12 protein-coding genes are annotated in these 16,280 nt (G+C 60.5%); 5 read left to right on the forward strand and 7 right to left on the reverse strand.

The window, feature by feature from the left end; all coding sequences use genetic code 11:
* Positions 1-32 precede the first annotated feature (32 nt).
* On the forward strand, positions 33-1,505 hold the full coding sequence (locus O3298_RS12575) for a serine hydrolase (RefSeq protein ID WP_289914807.1): 1,473 nt from the start codon (positions 33-35) through the stop codon (positions 1,503-1,505).
* Here the strand turns inward: O3298_RS12575 and O3298_RS12580 are convergent.
* Positions 1,502-2,077: a type 1 glutamine amidotransferase family protein gene (locus tag O3298_RS12580; protein WP_289904950.1), complete on the reverse strand. Its 576-nt coding sequence runs from the start codon at positions 2,075-2,077 to the stop codon at positions 1,502-1,504. The genes O3298_RS12575 and O3298_RS12580 overlap by 4 nt on opposite strands.
* A 217-nt stretch (positions 2,078-2,294) precedes the next feature.
* Here O3298_RS12580 and O3298_RS12585 point away from each other — a divergent pair, with 217 nt between their 5' ends.
* Positions 2,295-3,947, forward strand: a complete 1,653-nt coding sequence (locus O3298_RS12585) for a phosphoethanolamine transferase (protein WP_305059524.1) — start codon at positions 2,295-2,297, stop codon at positions 3,945-3,947.
* Between the two features lie 66 nt (positions 3,948-4,013).
* On the opposite strand, the gene O3298_RS12590 is transcribed toward O3298_RS12585, so the two are convergent.
* Positions 4,014-4,787, reverse strand: a complete 774-nt coding sequence (locus tag O3298_RS12590; protein WP_035818959.1) for a ferredoxin--NADP reductase — start codon at positions 4,785-4,787, stop codon at positions 4,014-4,016.
* Between the two features lie 409 nt (positions 4,788-5,196).
* Here O3298_RS12590 and O3298_RS12595 point away from each other — a divergent pair, with 409 nt between their 5' ends.
* On the forward strand, positions 5,197-6,768 hold the full coding sequence (locus O3298_RS12595; RefSeq protein ID WP_305055508.1) for a hypothetical protein: 1,572 nt from the start codon (positions 5,197-5,199) through the stop codon (positions 6,766-6,768).
* Positions 6,769-7,037: 269 nt separating this feature from the next.
* Positions 7,038-8,543, forward strand: coding sequence for an anion permease (locus tag O3298_RS12600; RefSeq protein ID WP_289909979.1), 1,506 nt, complete (start codon positions 7,038-7,040; stop codon positions 8,541-8,543).
* An 18-nt stretch (positions 8,544-8,561) separates the two neighbouring features.
* Here the strand turns inward: O3298_RS12600 and O3298_RS12605 are convergent, their stop codons facing one another.
* Positions 8,562-9,209 carry a hypothetical protein gene (locus O3298_RS12605; RefSeq protein ID WP_305059525.1) on the reverse strand — a complete coding sequence of 216 codons (648 nt, stop codon included), beginning with the start codon at positions 9,207-9,209 and terminating at the stop codon, positions 8,562-8,564.
* A gap of 243 nt (positions 9,210-9,452) precedes the next feature.
* A complete protein-coding gene (locus O3298_RS12610; RefSeq protein WP_099667959.1) occupies positions 9,453-9,857 on the reverse strand; it encodes a ribonuclease domain-containing protein in 405 nt (134 codons plus the stop codon).
* Positions 9,858-10,275: 418 nt separating this feature from the next.
* On the opposite strand from O3298_RS12610, the gene O3298_RS12615 reads away from it, so the two are divergent.
* Positions 10,276-12,138: an amidohydrolase gene (locus O3298_RS12615; protein WP_305059526.1), complete on the forward strand. Its 1,863-nt coding sequence runs from the start codon at positions 10,276-10,278 to the stop codon at positions 12,136-12,138.
* Between the two features lie 77 nt (positions 12,139-12,215).
* Here the strand turns inward: O3298_RS12615 and O3298_RS12620 are convergent, their stop codons facing one another.
* From O3298_RS12620 to O3298_RS12630, 3 genes are all read right to left on the reverse strand, one after another.
* Positions 12,216-14,159, reverse strand: a complete 1,944-nt coding sequence (locus tag O3298_RS12620) for a cytochrome c/FTR1 family iron permease (RefSeq protein ID WP_305059527.1) — start codon at positions 14,157-14,159, stop codon at positions 12,216-12,218.
* A 155-nt stretch (positions 14,160-14,314) separates the two neighbouring features.
* Positions 14,315-15,019: a hypothetical protein gene (locus O3298_RS12625; protein WP_305059528.1), complete on the reverse strand. Its 705-nt coding sequence runs from the start codon at positions 15,017-15,019 to the stop codon at positions 14,315-14,317.
* Between the two features lie 100 nt (positions 15,020-15,119).
* Positions 15,120-16,154, reverse strand: a complete 1,035-nt coding sequence (locus tag O3298_RS12630; protein ID WP_251349216.1) for a zinc-dependent alcohol dehydrogenase — start codon at positions 16,152-16,154, stop codon at positions 15,120-15,122.
* Positions 16,155-16,280 lie beyond the last annotated feature (126 nt).

Consider the following 16,280-nt stretch of genomic DNA (forward strand, 5'->3'; position numbering starts at 1 on the left):
CTGTTCCGTTTTCAACTGTCGAAAGCCTTATCTTGAACCCACGCCTCCCGTCTTTCCTGCTCGTCATGGCGCTCGCTGCCGTGGCTGCTCCTGTCACCGCGGCTGCCGCTGCCACCAGCCAGCCGCAAGCCTTGCGCGCGGAACAGGATATCGCCGCCTTTGTGCGCAGCGAAATGCAGGAGCGTCAGATTCCTGGCTTGCAACTGGCAGTGATTCAGCATGGCAAGGTCGTGTTGTCGCGCAATTTCGGCGTGGCCAGCCTGCAATACCAGGTGCCGGTGACGGATGCCAGCCTGTTTTCCATCAATTCGGCAACGAAAGCGTTTGCGGGCGTGGCCGTGATGCAACTGGTGCAAGAGGGCAAGATCGACCTGGCGGCACCCATCGGCCAGTACCTGACGGGCTTGCCGCCAGCCTGGCAAGCCGTGACGGTGACCCAATTGCTCAACCATACTTCAGGCTTGCCCGACGTGCTGGACCAGCGCAGCGGCAAACTGGTGGGGCCGCAGCCGGACGATGCCGCTGCGGCGTGGACTGCCGTGCAGGCGCTGCCGGTGGAAGCCCAGCCAGGCGAGCGCTATCGCTATAACCAGACCAATTACGTGTTGCTGGCGCAATTGATCGAGTTGCAAGGCGGCCAGCCCTTTACCGCTTTCATCCAGCGCCGGCAATTCGACGTGGCCGGCATGCCGCACAGCGGCTTTGGCGATGCGAAGGACGTGGTCGCCAACAAGGCCAGTTCCTACGTGCTGGACCGGGGAGGCAAGGGCTACCGCAACGTGATCGAGGATTTCCCCGTGTTCATGCGGGCCGGGGCCGGCATCAACAGCAATGCGGGCGAACTGGCCAACTGGCTTGTCGCGCTGCAGTCGGGGCGCTTGCTGGCGCCCGCCAGCGTGAAACGGCTGTGGCAGCCGACCAGCCTGAAGGATGGCAAGCCGGGGGCGTGGGCGCTGGGCTGGCCCGCCATCGGCCGCGATGCGCACCGCGCCGTGGCCGGCATCGGCGGCGCCCGCTCGGCTTTCTATGTGTATCCGGACGATGGCCTGGCCGTCGTTATCCTGAGCAACCTGGCCGGCGGCCAGCCGGAACAGCTGATCGATACCGTCGCCGGTTTTTACCTTCCCGCCCTGCGCCAGCAGCGCGGTGGCGCGTATGCGGCGCACCTGTTGCGCCAGCAGGCGGCCAGCGCCGGTTTCGACGGGCTGGACAAGAAACTGGCGGCTATCCGGCGCCAGCACGGCTTGTCCGCCCCCAGCGAAGACGACTTGAATGCCTGGGGCTACCGCCTGCTGGGTCGGCAGCAGCCGAAACAGGCGGCCGCCGTCTTCGAGCTGGGCGTGCAACTGTACCCGCAAGGGGCGAATGGCCACGACAGCCTGGCCGAAGCGTACGAGGCGGACGGCGCGAAGGCGCAAGCCATCACGCATTACCGCCGTTCGCTGGAACTGGACCCGGGCAATACGCACGCCACCGAGCGCCTGCGCGTGCTGGGCGCCAACTAAGGTGCCGTCTTGCCGTGCTCGGCGCCGTGCATGGCCAGGTAGGCGGCCAGGTTGTCATCGGCGATGTCCAGGGCGCGCAAGACTTCCCGCGTGAAGGTGACGGGCGCCGTGCCGGGCGCCGTGATGATGCGCTGGTCGGCCACGGCCCACGGCACGTCCTGGTACAGGGCCGCGCCCGCATAGCCGGTACCGGCCAGGTTGTCGGCGGAATTGGAAGTGTGGCGCACGGTGTCGAGCACGCCGGCTTGCGCCAGCACGCGCGTGCCGTCGCAAATGCCTGCCAGCACGACATTCTTGTCGCGGGCGGCGCGCAGCAGCGGGCCCAGGTCGGGCGCCTTGCCGCTTTGCCAGTGGCTGCCGCCACACACCATCAGCAAATCGAGTTCCTCGAGATTGATTTCTTCCAGCGCCAGTTGCGGCGTGACGAGCATGCCGCCGGAGGAGGTGACGGGCAAGCCGCCCGGCGTGGCGAACTGCGTGTAGAAGCCGTAGTACAGGCGCGCCGTGGAATTGATCAGGGCGGTTTCCCAATCGGCAAAGTTCTCGGTCAGAATGGTAATGGCACGTGTCATGAAAAGTCCTGTCGCAGGTGGAGATATCAATATGAATACAGGCTGGCTGGCCTGTCGGTGCCGAAAGCATAATAAAAAGCACTGACAATTTCTGTCAGGAGCCCACGCAAAATGATGGCACGAGTTGCAACAGCCTGCGCTACAATCGCAGGCCCGTTACCGCGGGCATGACCCTGTTCCATGTACGCTTGTTGATTACCTCCTACTTGTCGCCTCCATGCTGATTCTGTTTTGCCGTGTCCTGTTCAGCATTGCTGGCCTGCTGCTGTTCTTCCTCTTCGATCAGTTAAGCGCGAACGAATGCCTGAAATTGAGCGTCTTGCTGGCGGCCAGCCTGCTGGGCGTGGGCGGCGTGCTGTATGCGTGGCGCGGCAATGCCAGCGCCAGCGCGATTACCGTGCTGGTGCGCGTCGTCGTGCCCGTGTTTTACCTCGATGCCGCCATCAAGGGCTTCTTGCGTGGCTATTTTGGCATGCGGCCGAATCCCAATGCGGTTTTACAGGCGATGTTTGCGACAGATCAAGCCGAAACGGGAGAGTTTTTCCTGCACAACAGCGTCGCCCTGGCGCAAGCGGCCGGCTGGTTCGTGCTCGTGACGGCGGCCGTGCTGCTGGCCGACTGCCAGCTGCAGCGCCGGCAGGCCGGGCGCGACAGTACGCCGCCGGGCTTGCCGCAAAAAGGCTTTGCCGTCTTCATGGCCGCATTGCTCGTGTCCTTGCACGTCAATACCACCATGCGGCGCGAAAATCCGGCCCTGTTCTGGCCGCTGCGCTACCAGCAATACAGCGCGCAACTGGAGGCGATGAAGTCCATGCAGCACGCGCTGACGGCGGCCATGGCCGCGCCGCGCGACTGGAACGTGCGCTATGCGGGCGAGGATGCCCGCACCGTCATCCTGGTGATCGGCGAGAGCACCAACCGCGCCTCGATGTCGCTGTATGGCTATCCGCGCGCCACCACGCCCCAGCTCGACGCCCTGCGGTCGAAGCTGCTGGTATTTAACGATGTGATCTCGCCGGCCGCCAGCACGGTGGAGTCGATGATGACGATGCTCACGCCGGCCGATATCGGCAATCCCGATGCGTGGATGGCCAAGCCGAACTTGCTGATGCTGGCCGAGGCGGCCGGCTACAAGACTTTCTGGGTGTCGAACCAGACGCGCAACGATGGCTGGATCGGGCTGCTGGCGGGCGAGGCCGATGAAAGCGACTTCATCAACTACGGCACCGGCCGTGGCGAAAACAATTTTGATGGCAACCTGTTCCAGCCATTCGCCCATGCACTGCGCGACGAGGCACCGAAAAAGCTCATCGTCGTGCATTTGCTGGGTGCGCATCCCAGCTATGACATGCGCTACCCCAGCCGCTTTGCGCATTTCGACCGGGCGCACGACGCCGTCAGCGTACAGATGGAACACCAGGGCAGGTCAAGCTGGATACGCAGTCAGCGCGATGAGTACGACAACGCCATCCGCTATGGCGATTATGTGCTCGGTACGCTGATCGGCATGACGGAAAAGGCCAAGACGGACCGCGCCGCGTCGCTGCTGTTTGTTTCCGACCACGGGCAGGAAGTGGGTTACAACCGCAATCACGCGGGCCATTCCGCCTCGGACAAGAGCGGCTATGAAATTCCCATGTTGATCTGGAATAACCGGCAGGCGCCGCAATCGGCGGCCGCGCGCGTCGCGCTAGAAAACCGGCCCTACCAGACGGACAAGCTCGATGCGACCGTGCTGGGCTTGCTGAGGATCGAGACGCGCTATTACGCGGCGCAGGACGATATCCTCAGCAGCGCCTTCTTGCCCGTACAGCGCTTCATGAATGGCTTGCGCTACCAGCGCGCGGCTGGCCCGCTGACGCGGCAATAAAAAAGGCCCGGCGCCGCCGCAGTGTGCGGCGGGACCGGGCCTCGGGTCTTGCGGATACCTTGCGGATTACTTCTCGGCGAACGCGCGCTCGACAACGAAGTCGCCAGGCGTCGAGGTATTGCCTTCCTTGAAGCCACGGGCTTCCAGCATTTCTTTCAGGTCGCGCAGCATGTCCGAGCTGCCGCAGATCATGACGCGGTCTTCGGCAGGATTGAGTGCCGGCACGCCCAGATCTTCGGCCAGCTTGCCGTTTTCGATCAGTTCGGTGATGCGGCCCATGTTGCGGAAGTCTTCACGCGTCACGGTCGGGTAGTAGCGCAGCTTGTCGCTGACCATTTCACCCAGGAACTCATGCTTCGGCAGGTGCTCTTCCAGCAAATCGTGGTAAGCCAGTTCATCGACCTGGCGCACGCCGTGCACGAGGATCAATTCGTCGAAGCGTTCGTAGATGTCCGGATCGCGCACGATGCTGAGGAAAGGCGCCAGGCCGGTGCCCGTCGACAGCATGTACAGGCGCTTGCCTGGCAGCAGGTAGTCGGACACCAGGGTGCCCGTCGGCTTGCGGCCGACGATGACGGTGTCGCCCACTTGCAAGTGTTGCAGACGCGACGTCAATGGACCGCCCGGTACCTTGATGCTGAAAAATTCCAGGTGGTCTTCGTAATTGGCGCTGGCGATACTGTAGGCGCGCAGCAATGGCTTGCCGTCGACGCGCAGGCCGATCATGGTGAAGTGGCCATTCGAGAAACGCAGCGACGGGTCGCGCGTGGTGGTAAAGGAGAACAGGGTATCCGTCCAGTGGTGCACGCTTAAAACGCGCTCTTCATTCATCGAACTCATAGTATTTGTTGGCTGGTCAAAAAAATGGTTAGTTGCTGGCAACTGCTGGCAAAAGTGAAACCCTGTGTAGGCCCAGACGCTATTGTACCGGCCTCCACACGAAATTGTTACCGTCTATCGCCGCCAATGCTGCCGCACACGGTGCCAACATTATAGTGCGGCTGGCAAGTTTGGGCTGAAAACCACCGTGAAAGACGCAGGCGGCATGCGGACTCTTGACCTGGCTCAGTTTTTGACGCCCAGGCAGGACAAACATCGTTCAATGCCTGGGGTACATACCGGACAGGGAGTTCCAGATAAGACGGTCCGTGCTTTCAATTTCACCATACATGCCAATTTTGCAAATTTATTGGCGCCAGGAAAGAAAGTTGCACTATAATATTAAAACGTTAACCAATCGCTTGATATTATGACACTGGCTGAAGAGAAGCAAATAGCCGAGATTGAAAACCTCAGGGCGGACCGATTTAAAACAATGAGCACTTTATTTGCCGGATTCAGCTCCGCTTTCGGGATGATTGTGGTATTTGTTTATTGTTTCTTCGTGATTGGTTTCTTTCCTTCAGGATTGAGCGTGGGGGATACATTACTTTTTATTTTTGTGACGCTAGCTTTTTCTTGTGTCGGAGCGCTATTGGTTGTCATGGGATTTTTTCTTTTTATCCCATGGTCTACACAAAAAGTTCTGTCAAGCGGGTCTTTGAAGGGAAAGTGGTTGTTGTTTGTGATGTTACTTCTTTCCGTGTTGATGTCTGAATTTTTCTTTCAAATTTTAAGATACACTGGAGATACAACTGATGCCGGGTGCAAACTAATTTTATTGATATTGTTTTTTGTTTCTCTTGTTGTTTTATATTGGCTAGTAGCTCACGAGTTGACGGAAGACAGTTCGATAGCCAGCTTTTGTATTGTTCCTTGGCTTATTTCCACAGTTGCATTGGCATACATCGCTATTCTTTTTGGCTCTGGCGATGAAAAAGTTATTTTTAAAAATTTTCATTTCCCAGGCATTATTATAATGTCAGGAATGCTCTTAAGCCTTGGAATTTCCAACTTCTCCATAGTCATACCGCCCGTACCTCCAGCTACAGCCAGCCCCGCCACTGCCAATCTTAGCGTTCATGCACGGGAAGCTTATTCTTTTATCGCGTTGGGGTTCCTGTTTGCCTATATCCCATTGATGGTGGTCCCACATGGTTTTAATTATGTAATGAGTGGATTAGGTTTTCGATCCGATGCCGTACTGGTCGTCAATAAAACGAACTTTTCGACAATGCAAGCTGTAGCTGATGCTAAAGGTATCTTGCTACATGGTTGCAAGTTTGATAGCGATAGCTACTCGATCAGCAATGTGCGGGTGCTGTGGCATGGAATTGGCCTTCGCAGCTATATTGAATTGAAGGGGGAGTATAAGAAAGAAGAGGCGAAGCAAGCTACAGATAAGCCTGAAGTAGGAAAGAAAAAGAAGGTTGATGAGAATAATATAAAAATTGAACTCGATAGTGCCGGCATTAGGGTTGCAAGGGGCGGCCAGGTGAAAATGTGCGGGGAACTAAAGAACGGGATCTACTTTGATTCGGGGAAGGATTCCCTTAAAGAGAATCAGCTGAAAGTTGCCCGACCGTTAATTGAAGAATTTATGCGCACGGAAAATAAAAAAAGAAAAAAGAAGATAATTATTGTCGGATTCGCCGATCCCATGCCACGCGAAAAAGACGGAAATTTTGTATTGGCGCATAAAAGAGCATGCACCATATATCATCAAATGGTTAAAGATAAATTGATTGAGAAGACGGAGGCGTTGATCGATGTTCGCCTGGATCGCGATAACATCAGTGGCTGTGGCGAGATCAAGGAGGCGGTCAAGCAGAACGCCTGTTTCGAGCAAGGCCGCCGTGTCGAACTTCAGATCGTTGAAGGAGCGGGGGCGGTCGTGCGCGCAGGAACAGCAGATGCGGAGAAGGCTTGCAGTCTGAAATAAATTCCCGCGGTTCTGATTCGTCAGGCGGGTGCCCCGCCAGTGGTTTTGATGTGGCATGCCGCGCCCAGATCAACGATTTGAAAGTTAGTTGAGGCGGGCGGCGTTGCAGGGCAGGGGCCGCACCAACCTTGCGTGTATGATATTGCCGAACAGAATTGTTGGGCATCTGCCATCTTGCGGGCGCGTGGTTTGTGCGCCTTCCAGCCCATGAATCTGCGTGCACGATTCCGACCGCGAGGATGCCTGACCCACAGCGAAAGGTAATAAAGATGTATAAAACAGTGCGCGACATGTTCCTGCATTTCAAGGAAGCCGTCCCATTCCGCCTCGTCCCCGCCCTGATTTGCACGGCCTTGCTGGTGAGCATGCTATTGCTGCCGGCGCCGGATGGCTTGACGCCCAAGGCCTGGGGCCTGGTGGCGATCTTCCTCACCACGATTTTGGCGATCATCCTGAAAGTCATGCCGATCGGCGTGATGGCGATGATGGCCATCGTCATCGTGTCCTTGTCGCAAGTGACGTCGACCTCGTCCAAGGGCGCCATCACGGATGCGCTCAGCAGTTTTTCGAATCCCCTGATCTGGCTGATCGTCGTGGCGATCCTGATTTCGCGCGGCTTGAAAAAGACGGGATTGGGCAGCCGCATCGGCTTGCTGTTCATCTCGCTGCTGGGCAAGCGCACCATGGGCATCGGCTATGGCCTGGCGATTTGCGAACTGGTGCTGGCACCGTTTACGCCAAGTAACACGGCGCGCGGCGGCGGCATCGTCCACCCCGTCATGAAATCGATCGCCAACGCCTTCGATTCGGACCCGGCCAAGGGCACGGAAAAGAAGGTGGGCACCTATCTGGCTCTCGTCAACTATCACGCCAACCCGATCACGTCGGCCATGTTCCTGACGGCCACGGCGCCGAACCCGCTGGTGGTCGACTTCGTGGCCAAGGCCAGCGGCCAGGCTTTCCACCTGACATGGACGACCTGGGCCCTGTGCATGCTGCTGCCGGGCCTGGTCTGCCTGCTGGCGATGCCGTTGATCATCTACTGGCTGTCGCCGCCGGAACTGAAAGCCACGCCCGACGCCGTCACCTATGCCAAGGCGGAACTGAAAAGCATGGGCCCGCTGTCACCGTCGGAAAAAGTCATGCTGGGCACCTTCGCCTTGCTGCTCTTGCTGTGGGCCAACGTCCCAGCCATGCTGTTCGGTCCCGCGTTTTCGCTCGATGCGACGGTCGTCGCCTTTGTCGGCTTGTTCGTGCTGATCATTACCGGCACCATCGACTGGGATGACGTGCTGTCGGAAAAGAGCGCCTGGGATACCCTCGTGTGGTTCGGCGCGCTCGTCATGATGGCCGAGCAATTGAACAAGACGGGCGTGATCGCCTGGTTCTCGGCCGGCATGAAGGCGGCGATTATCGCCAGCGGCATGGACTGGCTGCCGATCGCCGGCGTCCTCGTGCTGGTCTTTGTCTTCTCGCATTACTTCTTTGCCAGCACGACGGCCCACATCAGCGCCATGCTGCTGGCCTTCCTGACGGTGGGTCTGCACCTGATCCCGGCCGAATACCACGTGCCGTTCATGCTGATGATGACGGCCGGCTCGGCCATCATGATGACACTGACCCACTATGCGACGGGCACGTCGCCCATCATCTTCGGCAGCGGCTTCGTGACCATGGGCAACTGGTGGCGCGTCGGTTTCATCATGTGCGTGGTGGAACTGCTGATCTTTGCCGTCGTGGGCACCACCTGGTGGAAAGTGCTCGGCTACTGGTAACGCAGGCTGTCACCGCCGCTACAGCTGGCGCGCCAGACTCTGCACCGTCGCCAGGCAGTGCTTGAGCTCGCCGCCCGCGGCGCGCTTCCACAGGGCGGCCGCCTGCGACCACGCTTTTTGCGCCAGCAAGTCCTTGATTTCTCTCTGCAATTCGCCCGGCAAGCCGCCGAACTGGCGCAGTTCCAGTGTACGGGGCTGGCCGTGGCGGCCCGCCGGGTCGTTTTCTTCCAGCGCATCATGCAGGCTGCCGGGCTGGTGCGGCGTGCCGGCCTCATCCACATACGCCAGTTGCACGTCGGGGGTATCGGCGACGTCGTAACCGAGGTCGCCGCAAGGCTCGTCGACCAACTGGGCGATGTTATAGATCGTCAATACCTGCGCGGAACGCACGACGTCCGTCAGGTCGTGCACGTCGACGCCCGCGTCCAGCAGGCGCTGCAGGGCAGGGGAGTTGATGAAGGGAAAGCCTGATTCTCCCAGTTCGCGCCAGCGTTCCAGCCACAGCGGCTGCGGCATGGACTCGTCGACGACGTTGGACCACAGGCCGCGCAGCAGCAACTGCTGCAGCAAGGGACCATATTTCTTGTGTTGAATATCTTGCGCGAGGGCGTCTGCCTGCGCCGCATCGATGCCGCATTCCTGCAATCGCCCGGTGATCGTTGTCATTCCCGCCGCCAGCCTTTCCATTTCATCTTGTCCAGGCGGCATCATATACGCAAGTGGGCGGTTCCCGCATGCACGCTTGATGAGTTGTTGTAGATCAAAGCCTGTTTTGCGGACCTACGTTAATATCCATTAAATGGGCGCAGTCAGCACAGTTGAATATCGAGCCTGATATGCGGGTATTTCAAGCGGCACCAGGTATTTACCTGAGCCGCTTGAATCACGCTGGAAATTAATAAAGAACGATTAATTCTTCAGGCTGCAAAAGGAAGCATAGTGGTCTTGCGTGTAATAGCGTTCCACCAGCTTGCGTTTGCCCGCCGGAGTCTGCACGAGCAATACCGCGCGATGCGAACCTGCTCCGCCATCGCCGCCGATACCCAGATAATATTCATAATAAATCTCGTCCTTGCCGGCGGCAGGGAGACGCTTTTCATTATTATTGAAGACGGTATTGCCCGGACCGCCCGCCACCGCGCTCGTTTTCGCGTTGCGGTATGCGTCGTATTCGCTATTTTGCGGGGTGGGCAGGGTTTTGCTGGGTTCCCTTTTGCCGCAATCGGGGATTTTTGCCGCATAGGCTTGGGAAGAGAACAGGGCGCCTGCCACGATAAGACCAAGCGACCAGGTTGTTGCGCGTTGAATTTTCATCGGTAAGCTTTCGTTGGTGCTGCGTTCAATGGATGGGCTATTGCGGATGCGGCCGGAATCCGGGCGGCCGGTGTCATCACTGCAATGCTGAATATAGTTGGATTTTTTTAAAAATTACTATTCAATTGTCACGCACCGATAAATAGCCATGTATTTTCCGCAGGGAAACTATATGAAAGACATTGCGGAAAATAAATTCAGGACAAGGAATGGAAAGCAGCCGCGCCGCCATTTGCATTAACGTGACAATGTTTGAGTTTTTTTGACCGGCAATTCGTTATGCTTCGAAGAAGTTACTGGCAACAAGCAAGCCAGTCCAGGCGTCGCGTTTTCCCGATATTCTGTTGTTGGGTATATTCGAGCCGGAATAAAGGATGACTTCATTGATTTAAATCATTAACCTCTGATAGGAATCTGCATGAGCCATGACCACCTCGGTTGCGCCTGCTGCAACCTGCCTCACCTGCCTACGCTGACAAGCGGCCTGTTGACTGGAACCGCACTCAGCGGCGAACTGGACACGGCGTTCCAGCAGGCATATCCCCAGCACGCCCAGAAACTGACGCCGCAAGCGACGATTTTCCATAACGGTAACATTCATACCATGGCTGCGGATGGCAGCGACCAGGTGGCGGCGCTGGGTATCGCCGGCGGCACCATCATTGCCACCGGCACGCTGGACGAGGTGCGCCAGGCCATGCAGCCGCATCAGGCAAGCGAGGTGGACCTGGACGGCCGTACCTTGCTGCCGGGCTTCGTCGAACCTCATATGCACATCCTGCCCAGCGCGCTGTACAAGAGCTGGCTGTCGCTCACGCCGTTCCTGAGCGCACCCCGGCAGCAGGAACTGGATCCGGAATACAGTTTCAAGAGCATCAGTTGGCGAATCGGCGCGGCGCTGGGGCAGACGGACCAGCTGCCGAAAGACAAGAAAGGCAACCCTTGGGTGCTGGGCTTCGGCGTCGATCCCTCGCTGATGCAGTCGTGGGAAGACATCACCGCCAGCGAGCTCGATAAGCTGAGCAGCACGGTGCCCATCCTGCTGATGAACTCGTCCGGCCACCTGGCCTATCTCAATACCGCGGCACTGAAGGCGGCGAACATCGAGGACAGTCCTTCCGGCGTGCTGACCGAAATCAGGATCGCCAAGGCGCTGCTGGTTGCGCCGCTGCCCAAGCTGCCGGAATTTATCGCGTGCCTGAAGCAGGTGCTGGACAACGCCTCGGCCATGGGCTTTACCAGCGTCTTCGACGCGGGCCTGGGCGCCACCGATGCGCCGCTGGTGGAAATCGGTTTGCTCAAGCTGGCGGCCCATCTCGGTCCCGTGCGCATCGGTGCGGCGCTGTTCACCAAACCCGACGAAAAAGCACTGGACAATTGGCTCGATCATTACAAGCCGGACCTGGACAATCACGGCGACCAGCGTTTCAGCATCAAGGCGATCAAGCTGATCGCGGACGGCTCCAACCAGGGCTTGACCGGTTATCAGAGCCAGCCCTATGCCTGCTCGGATGAACATTCGATACCTGAGGTGCCGCCCACCGGCTTGAGCAATTACCCCGACACGTCCGTGTTTTCCCGCATGCTGGACAAGGCGGTGGGGCGCGGCTGGCCCGTGCTGGTCCACGCCAACGGCGACAAAGCGGTGGAATATGTGCTGCACAGCTACGACAAGGTACTGACGCCACGGCCAGGCGGCATCAGCGAAGAGGAAGCGCAAAAGCGGCGCCAGCTGCGCCTGCGCGTCGAGCACGCATCGCTGCTGAATGACGAGGCCATCACGAAAATGGCGACACTGCAGCTGAACCCCAGTTTCCTCATCGGCCACGTCGGCTATTGGGGACACACGTTCCAGCAGACCATTTTTGGACAGGAGCGGGCCCAGTTGCTGGACCGTTGCCACTCGGCATTGAATGCGGGCATGCACATCAGCTTGCACTCTGACCATTTCGTCTCGCCGCTGGGCCCCTTGCGCATGATGGAGCAGGCGGTGTTCCGCACCATGGAAGGTGCGCCAGGGAAAGAGGTGCTGAATCCGGATGAGCGCATCAGCCGCATGGCGGGATTGCGCGCCGTCACGCTTGATGCCGCCTGGCATTGCCACATGGATCATCTGGTGGGCTCGCTGGAAGCCGGCAAGCGGGCCGACCTGGTGATCCTGGCGCAAGACCCGCTGGACGAGAACGTGCGCAAGCTGCGCGACATCGTGGTGGAGGAAACCTGGCTGGCAGGGGTGAAAGTGCACAACGCCGCCACATCCGCAGGGGCAGTGACGCGATAAGCGGCTGTAAACGTAACAGCCCCCGATAGCTGCAGGCAGCTATCGGGGGCTTTCAGTTACTGCGGGGCGTCACAGGGTCAGGCCAGCTTGTGCTTGCCTGCCGAGAAACGGTTCCAGCCATAGCCGGCGACGATGATGGCCAGGATGGCCGCTTGCGCCAGCAAGGTTTCCAGGGTCGGCAGGATGCCCAGCAAGTCGATACGCATGAAATCGACGGGGGTGACGCCGACCCAGCCCGCTTCCTGCAGCGCGGCAACGCCTTTGCCCATCAAAATCACGGCCAGCACGGCCACGAAGGCGGACGTCCACGAGAAGAATTTGCCGATCGGCATGCGGGCGCTCGTGCGCAGCAAGGCCCAGGCGATCACCACCAGCAGCACGATGGCCACGAGGAAGCCGCCCAGCAAGGCACCGCCATTGCCGTCCGCCGCCAGGGCGGAATAGAACAGCACGGTTTCAAAGACTTCGCGGTAGACGGCGATGAAGGCCAGGGCGAACAGGCCCCAGGCGGAGCGCCGCGACATCGCCGCCGTGAGTTTTTCGTGCAGGTATTCCTGCCAGCGCCCGGCGCTGCTCTTCTGGTGCATCCACAAGCCCACGCTGAGCAAGACCAGGGCCGCAAACACGGAACCGAGTCCTTCGCTCACTTCACGGCTGGCGCCGCTGATGGTCACCAGATACGTTGCCGCCACCCATGTCAGGCCGCCTGCCACCAGCGCGCTGGCCCAGCCCGCATGCACGTAGGGCAGCACATCGTTGCGCTTGGCCTTGCGCAGGAAGGCGATGATGCCGATCACGATCAGCAGCGCTTCCACGCCTTCGCGCAGCAGGATCGTCAGGGCGCCGATAAAGGTCGTCATCGGCTCGGCCTTGGCGTCGCCCAACTCCGCTTCCACGTGGGTAAACAGTTGCTGCAGCTTTTCTCCCGCAGCCTCGGCCTCGGCCACCGTGCCCTTGGCCACGGCGGAACGGTACGCCAGCATGGCGTTTTCCACGGCCAGCAGCAAGGACTTGTTGCGCGCGCCGACCATCGGCTCGATCGGCTCGAAGCCGTCCAGGTAGGCGGACAGGCCCAGGCGCGTGGCGCCCGCGCGGTCGCCCGCATGCATGGCGGCCAGGCTTTCCGCCAGGCGCAAGCGGGACAGGGCCAGGCCGGCCGGCTTGTGCGCCTCGGCCTTGTCCGGGTGGCTGCGCAGGTAGGCCGTCAGCGCCTGCGCTTCGTCCGCGCCCAGCTTGGCGGCCACGGCTTCCTGTGTCAGCGTCGTCACGGCAGCCAGGTCCGCGTACAGTTTTTTGCTGCGCGGATCGTCCTGCCACAGCTTTTCGCCGCGCGCGCTTGCCGCCGCGTCGTGCGACATGCCGCCGATATAGAACGCCAGGTCCCAGCGTTCGTTGTCGGACAGCTGGCCGAAACTGGCCATCGAGGTGCCGGACACGCCTTGCGAAATGACCTGGTACAGCGCCATCAGGCTGCGCGACTGCGCCCGCTCGGCATCCGTGAAGGCGATCGGTTTCGGTTCCAGGCTGGCCGCCAGCGGGCCGTCGCCGCCGCCGGCCACGCCGTGGCAAGACGCGCACTGGGCCGCGTACAGGGCCGCGCCGCGCGCCAGGTTGGGCAGCACTTTGGGCGCCACGGGAATCGGGTAGGCGGCAATCAGCAAGCCGTTCGCGTGGCGCGCCAGGCGCTTGACTTCCACGCCGTCCGCCTTGGCGACGACGGCCGCGCGCAGGTCGGCGATGGCGGCGGCAATGGCCGCCTGCGAGGCGTGGGCGGGCAGGGCGGCGATCTGCGTCGTCGCGTTGTCCGTGAAATCGAGCATTTCCGCGTATTCCGCTTCGCTGACCACTTTGCCGTGCTCGACGGCGCCGCTGTAATCGACGGCAACATAATCAATCAATTGCCACAACTGCTTGGCGCCGGCGCCCTGGTCGGCCACTTGCGCTTGCGCGCTTCCTGCCAGCAACAGGCTGACCGCCACGAGCGGATAGCACACGAGCCATTTCTTGATAGAACTGAACATGATTCTCATTCTCATTTGTCGTTAACCCGGCGACTATAGGACAGACAGTGCGGGGTGTCAACGGCGCACGGGCGTGCGCGGGCGCAAACAGCGCTATCCTGGTCAATATGCTTGACCAGGACGGTGTGCATGGAGAATGAAACGAGGGGGGAAGGTTATTGCTTCGATGCCGCTTTCGCGTACAGGCCCCTGGCCAGTCCGTTGTCCGCATCGTCGACCTTCAGGCCGCCCTTGACGACGCGCAAGGCCAGCTTCTGGAACGCCTGGCCCCGCAACCACTGGGGATCGGTGACGGCGAACGCGGCGATGCGTTCCTGCGCGCGCTCGGCCGGCACGGCCAGCCATTGATAGTCGGCCTTCGAGTCCTGGCGGCGCAATCCGGCGCGCACCCAGTGTTCCGATGCCGGCATGCGGACGATGGCGTCGCCGTTCGCCACGCTGACGGCCGTGACCGTCTTGCCGCTTTGCGCTTCGAACTTCACTTCCACGCCGGGCATCGGCCCCACTTGGGGGTAGCCGACGATGGCCACCCACATGCCCGCTTCGGCGGGTTTCTGGATGCGCATTTCCGCTTCCTCGAAGACGCGAAACTGCGGCTCCTTGCCGCCGTTGCCCGTCTCCAGGGTCACCAGGTCGTCGGCAACGCGCCACTCGCCGCTGGCTTGCTCGTCGGTATTGCCATAACTGAGCATCCATTCGAAGGTGCCGTCCTTTTTCAGCAGCAGTTCGGAACCCGTTTCCATGACGCCTTGCAGGTAATAGTGTCCGGGCAGCGAAGCCGGGGCCGAGTCTGCCGCGCTGGCCGAAAACGACCAGGCGAGGGCAGCGCAGGCCAGCAGGCGGGAGAGGGATTTCTTCATCGGTGTATCCTCGGTGTGTCTTTTAGGAAATGCCATCATAGCAACATCAATCGCATTGCCGTCGCACGACACACCGCGCAGCCTGCCGGTGGCGTGCCGCTCAGCTGCCGCTGAAATCGAGCACCACGCGCGAGGCAACCTGGCCATGTTCCAGCCGGCTGAAGATCTCGTTGATGGCCGACAGCGGCTGCAATTCCACGCCGGCCTTGACCTTGCCGGTGGCGGCGAAGGCGAGCGCCTCGGCCATGTCCTGGCGCGTGCCCACAAAAGAGCCGCGTATCGTCACGCAATTGGCGACCACGTCGAACAGCGGCGTCGGGAAGTCACCCGGCGGCAAGCCGACCAATACGCAGGTGCCGCGCTTGCGCGTCATCGCCACGCCTTGCTGGAAGGCATCGATCGACGGCGCCGTGATCAGCACGCCGTGGGCGCCGCCCCCGGTCGCTTCGCGCAAGGCCGCAACCGGGTCGCCCTGGCGCGCATTGATGGTCACTTCGGCGCCCAGGGCGCGCGCGTGCTCCAGCTTGCCTTCATCGATGTCGACGGCCGCCACGCGCAAGCCCATGGCCACCGCATATTCGATGGCCAGGTGGCCCAGTCCGCCGATGCCGGACACGGCCAGCCACTGGCCCGGCCGCGCGCCCGTTTCCTTGATGCCCTTGTAACTGGTCACGCCGGCGCAGATGATGGGCGCCGCCTGCACGGCGGACAAGCCGGCCGGAATGTGCGCGACGTAGCGCGGGTCGGCCAGGATGTATTCGGCAAAGCCGCCATTCTTGGTGTAGCCGCCGAACTGCGCCTCGGCGCACACGGTTTCCCAGGCTGCCAGGCAATGTTCGCAATGGCCGCAAGCCGAATACAGCCAGGGCACGCCGACCCGGTCGCCCAGCTGCACTTCCGTCACGCCCGTGCCCACGGCCACCACGAGGCCGATGCCTTCGTGGCCGGGAATGAACGGCGGCGTCGGCTTGACGGGCCAGTCGCCGCGCGCCGCATGCAAGTCCGTGTGGCACACGCCGCACGCTTCCGTCTTGACGAGGATCTGGCCGGGGCCGGGCACCGGCACGGCGACGTCGCGCAGCACCAGCGGTTGACCCAGCTGTTCGACAACGGCGGCTTTCATGGTGGTGGGGATCATGTTATTCCTTATGTAGTGGCAAATGCAGGACGCAGGCGCTCTGCCATGGTCTGTTCAACAGAGGCTTGCGAATGATCATATTCTGCTGCACACAATAGGAAAATTGATTGATCTACATCAACA

This window comes from Janthinobacterium sp. SUN137 (genome assembly GCF_030587265.1).
Classification (GTDB): Bacteria; Pseudomonadota; Gammaproteobacteria; order Burkholderiales; family Burkholderiaceae_D; genus Janthinobacterium; species Janthinobacterium kumbetense.

Excerpts from the sequence above, each read along its gene's own strand:
- O3298_RS12580 (WP_289904950.1), bottom strand. The coding sequence starts at position 2,077 with ATGACACGTGCCATTACCATTCTGACCGAGAACTTTGCCGATTGGGAA.
- O3298_RS12585 (WP_305059524.1), top strand. The coding sequence starts at position 2,295 with ATGCTGATTCTGTTTTGCCGTGTCCTGTTCAGCATTGCTGGCCTGCTG.
- O3298_RS12590 (WP_035818959.1), bottom strand. The coding sequence starts at position 4,787 with ATGAGTTCGATGAATGAAGAGCGCGTTTTAAGCGTGCACCACTGGACG.
- O3298_RS12595 (WP_305055508.1), top strand. The coding sequence starts at position 5,197 with ATGACACTGGCTGAAGAGAAGCAAATAGCCGAGATTGAAAACCTCAGG.
- O3298_RS12600 (WP_289909979.1), top strand. The coding sequence starts at position 7,038 with ATGTATAAAACAGTGCGCGACATGTTCCTGCATTTCAAGGAAGCCGTC.
- O3298_RS12605 (WP_305059525.1), bottom strand. The coding sequence starts at position 9,209 with ATGACAACGATCACCGGGCGATTGCAGGAATGCGGCATCGATGCGGCG.
- O3298_RS12610 (WP_099667959.1), bottom strand. The coding sequence starts at position 9,857 with ATGAAAATTCAACGCGCAACAACCTGGTCGCTTGGTCTTATCGTGGCA.
- O3298_RS12615 (WP_305059526.1), top strand. The coding sequence starts at position 10,276 with ATGAGCCATGACCACCTCGGTTGCGCCTGCTGCAACCTGCCTCACCTG.
- O3298_RS12620 (WP_305059527.1), bottom strand. The coding sequence starts at position 14,159 with ATGTTCAGTTCTATCAAGAAATGGCTCGTGTGCTATCCGCTCGTGGCG.
- O3298_RS12625 (WP_305059528.1), bottom strand. The coding sequence starts at position 15,019 with ATGAAGAAATCCCTCTCCCGCCTGCTGGCCTGCGCTGCCCTCGCCTGG.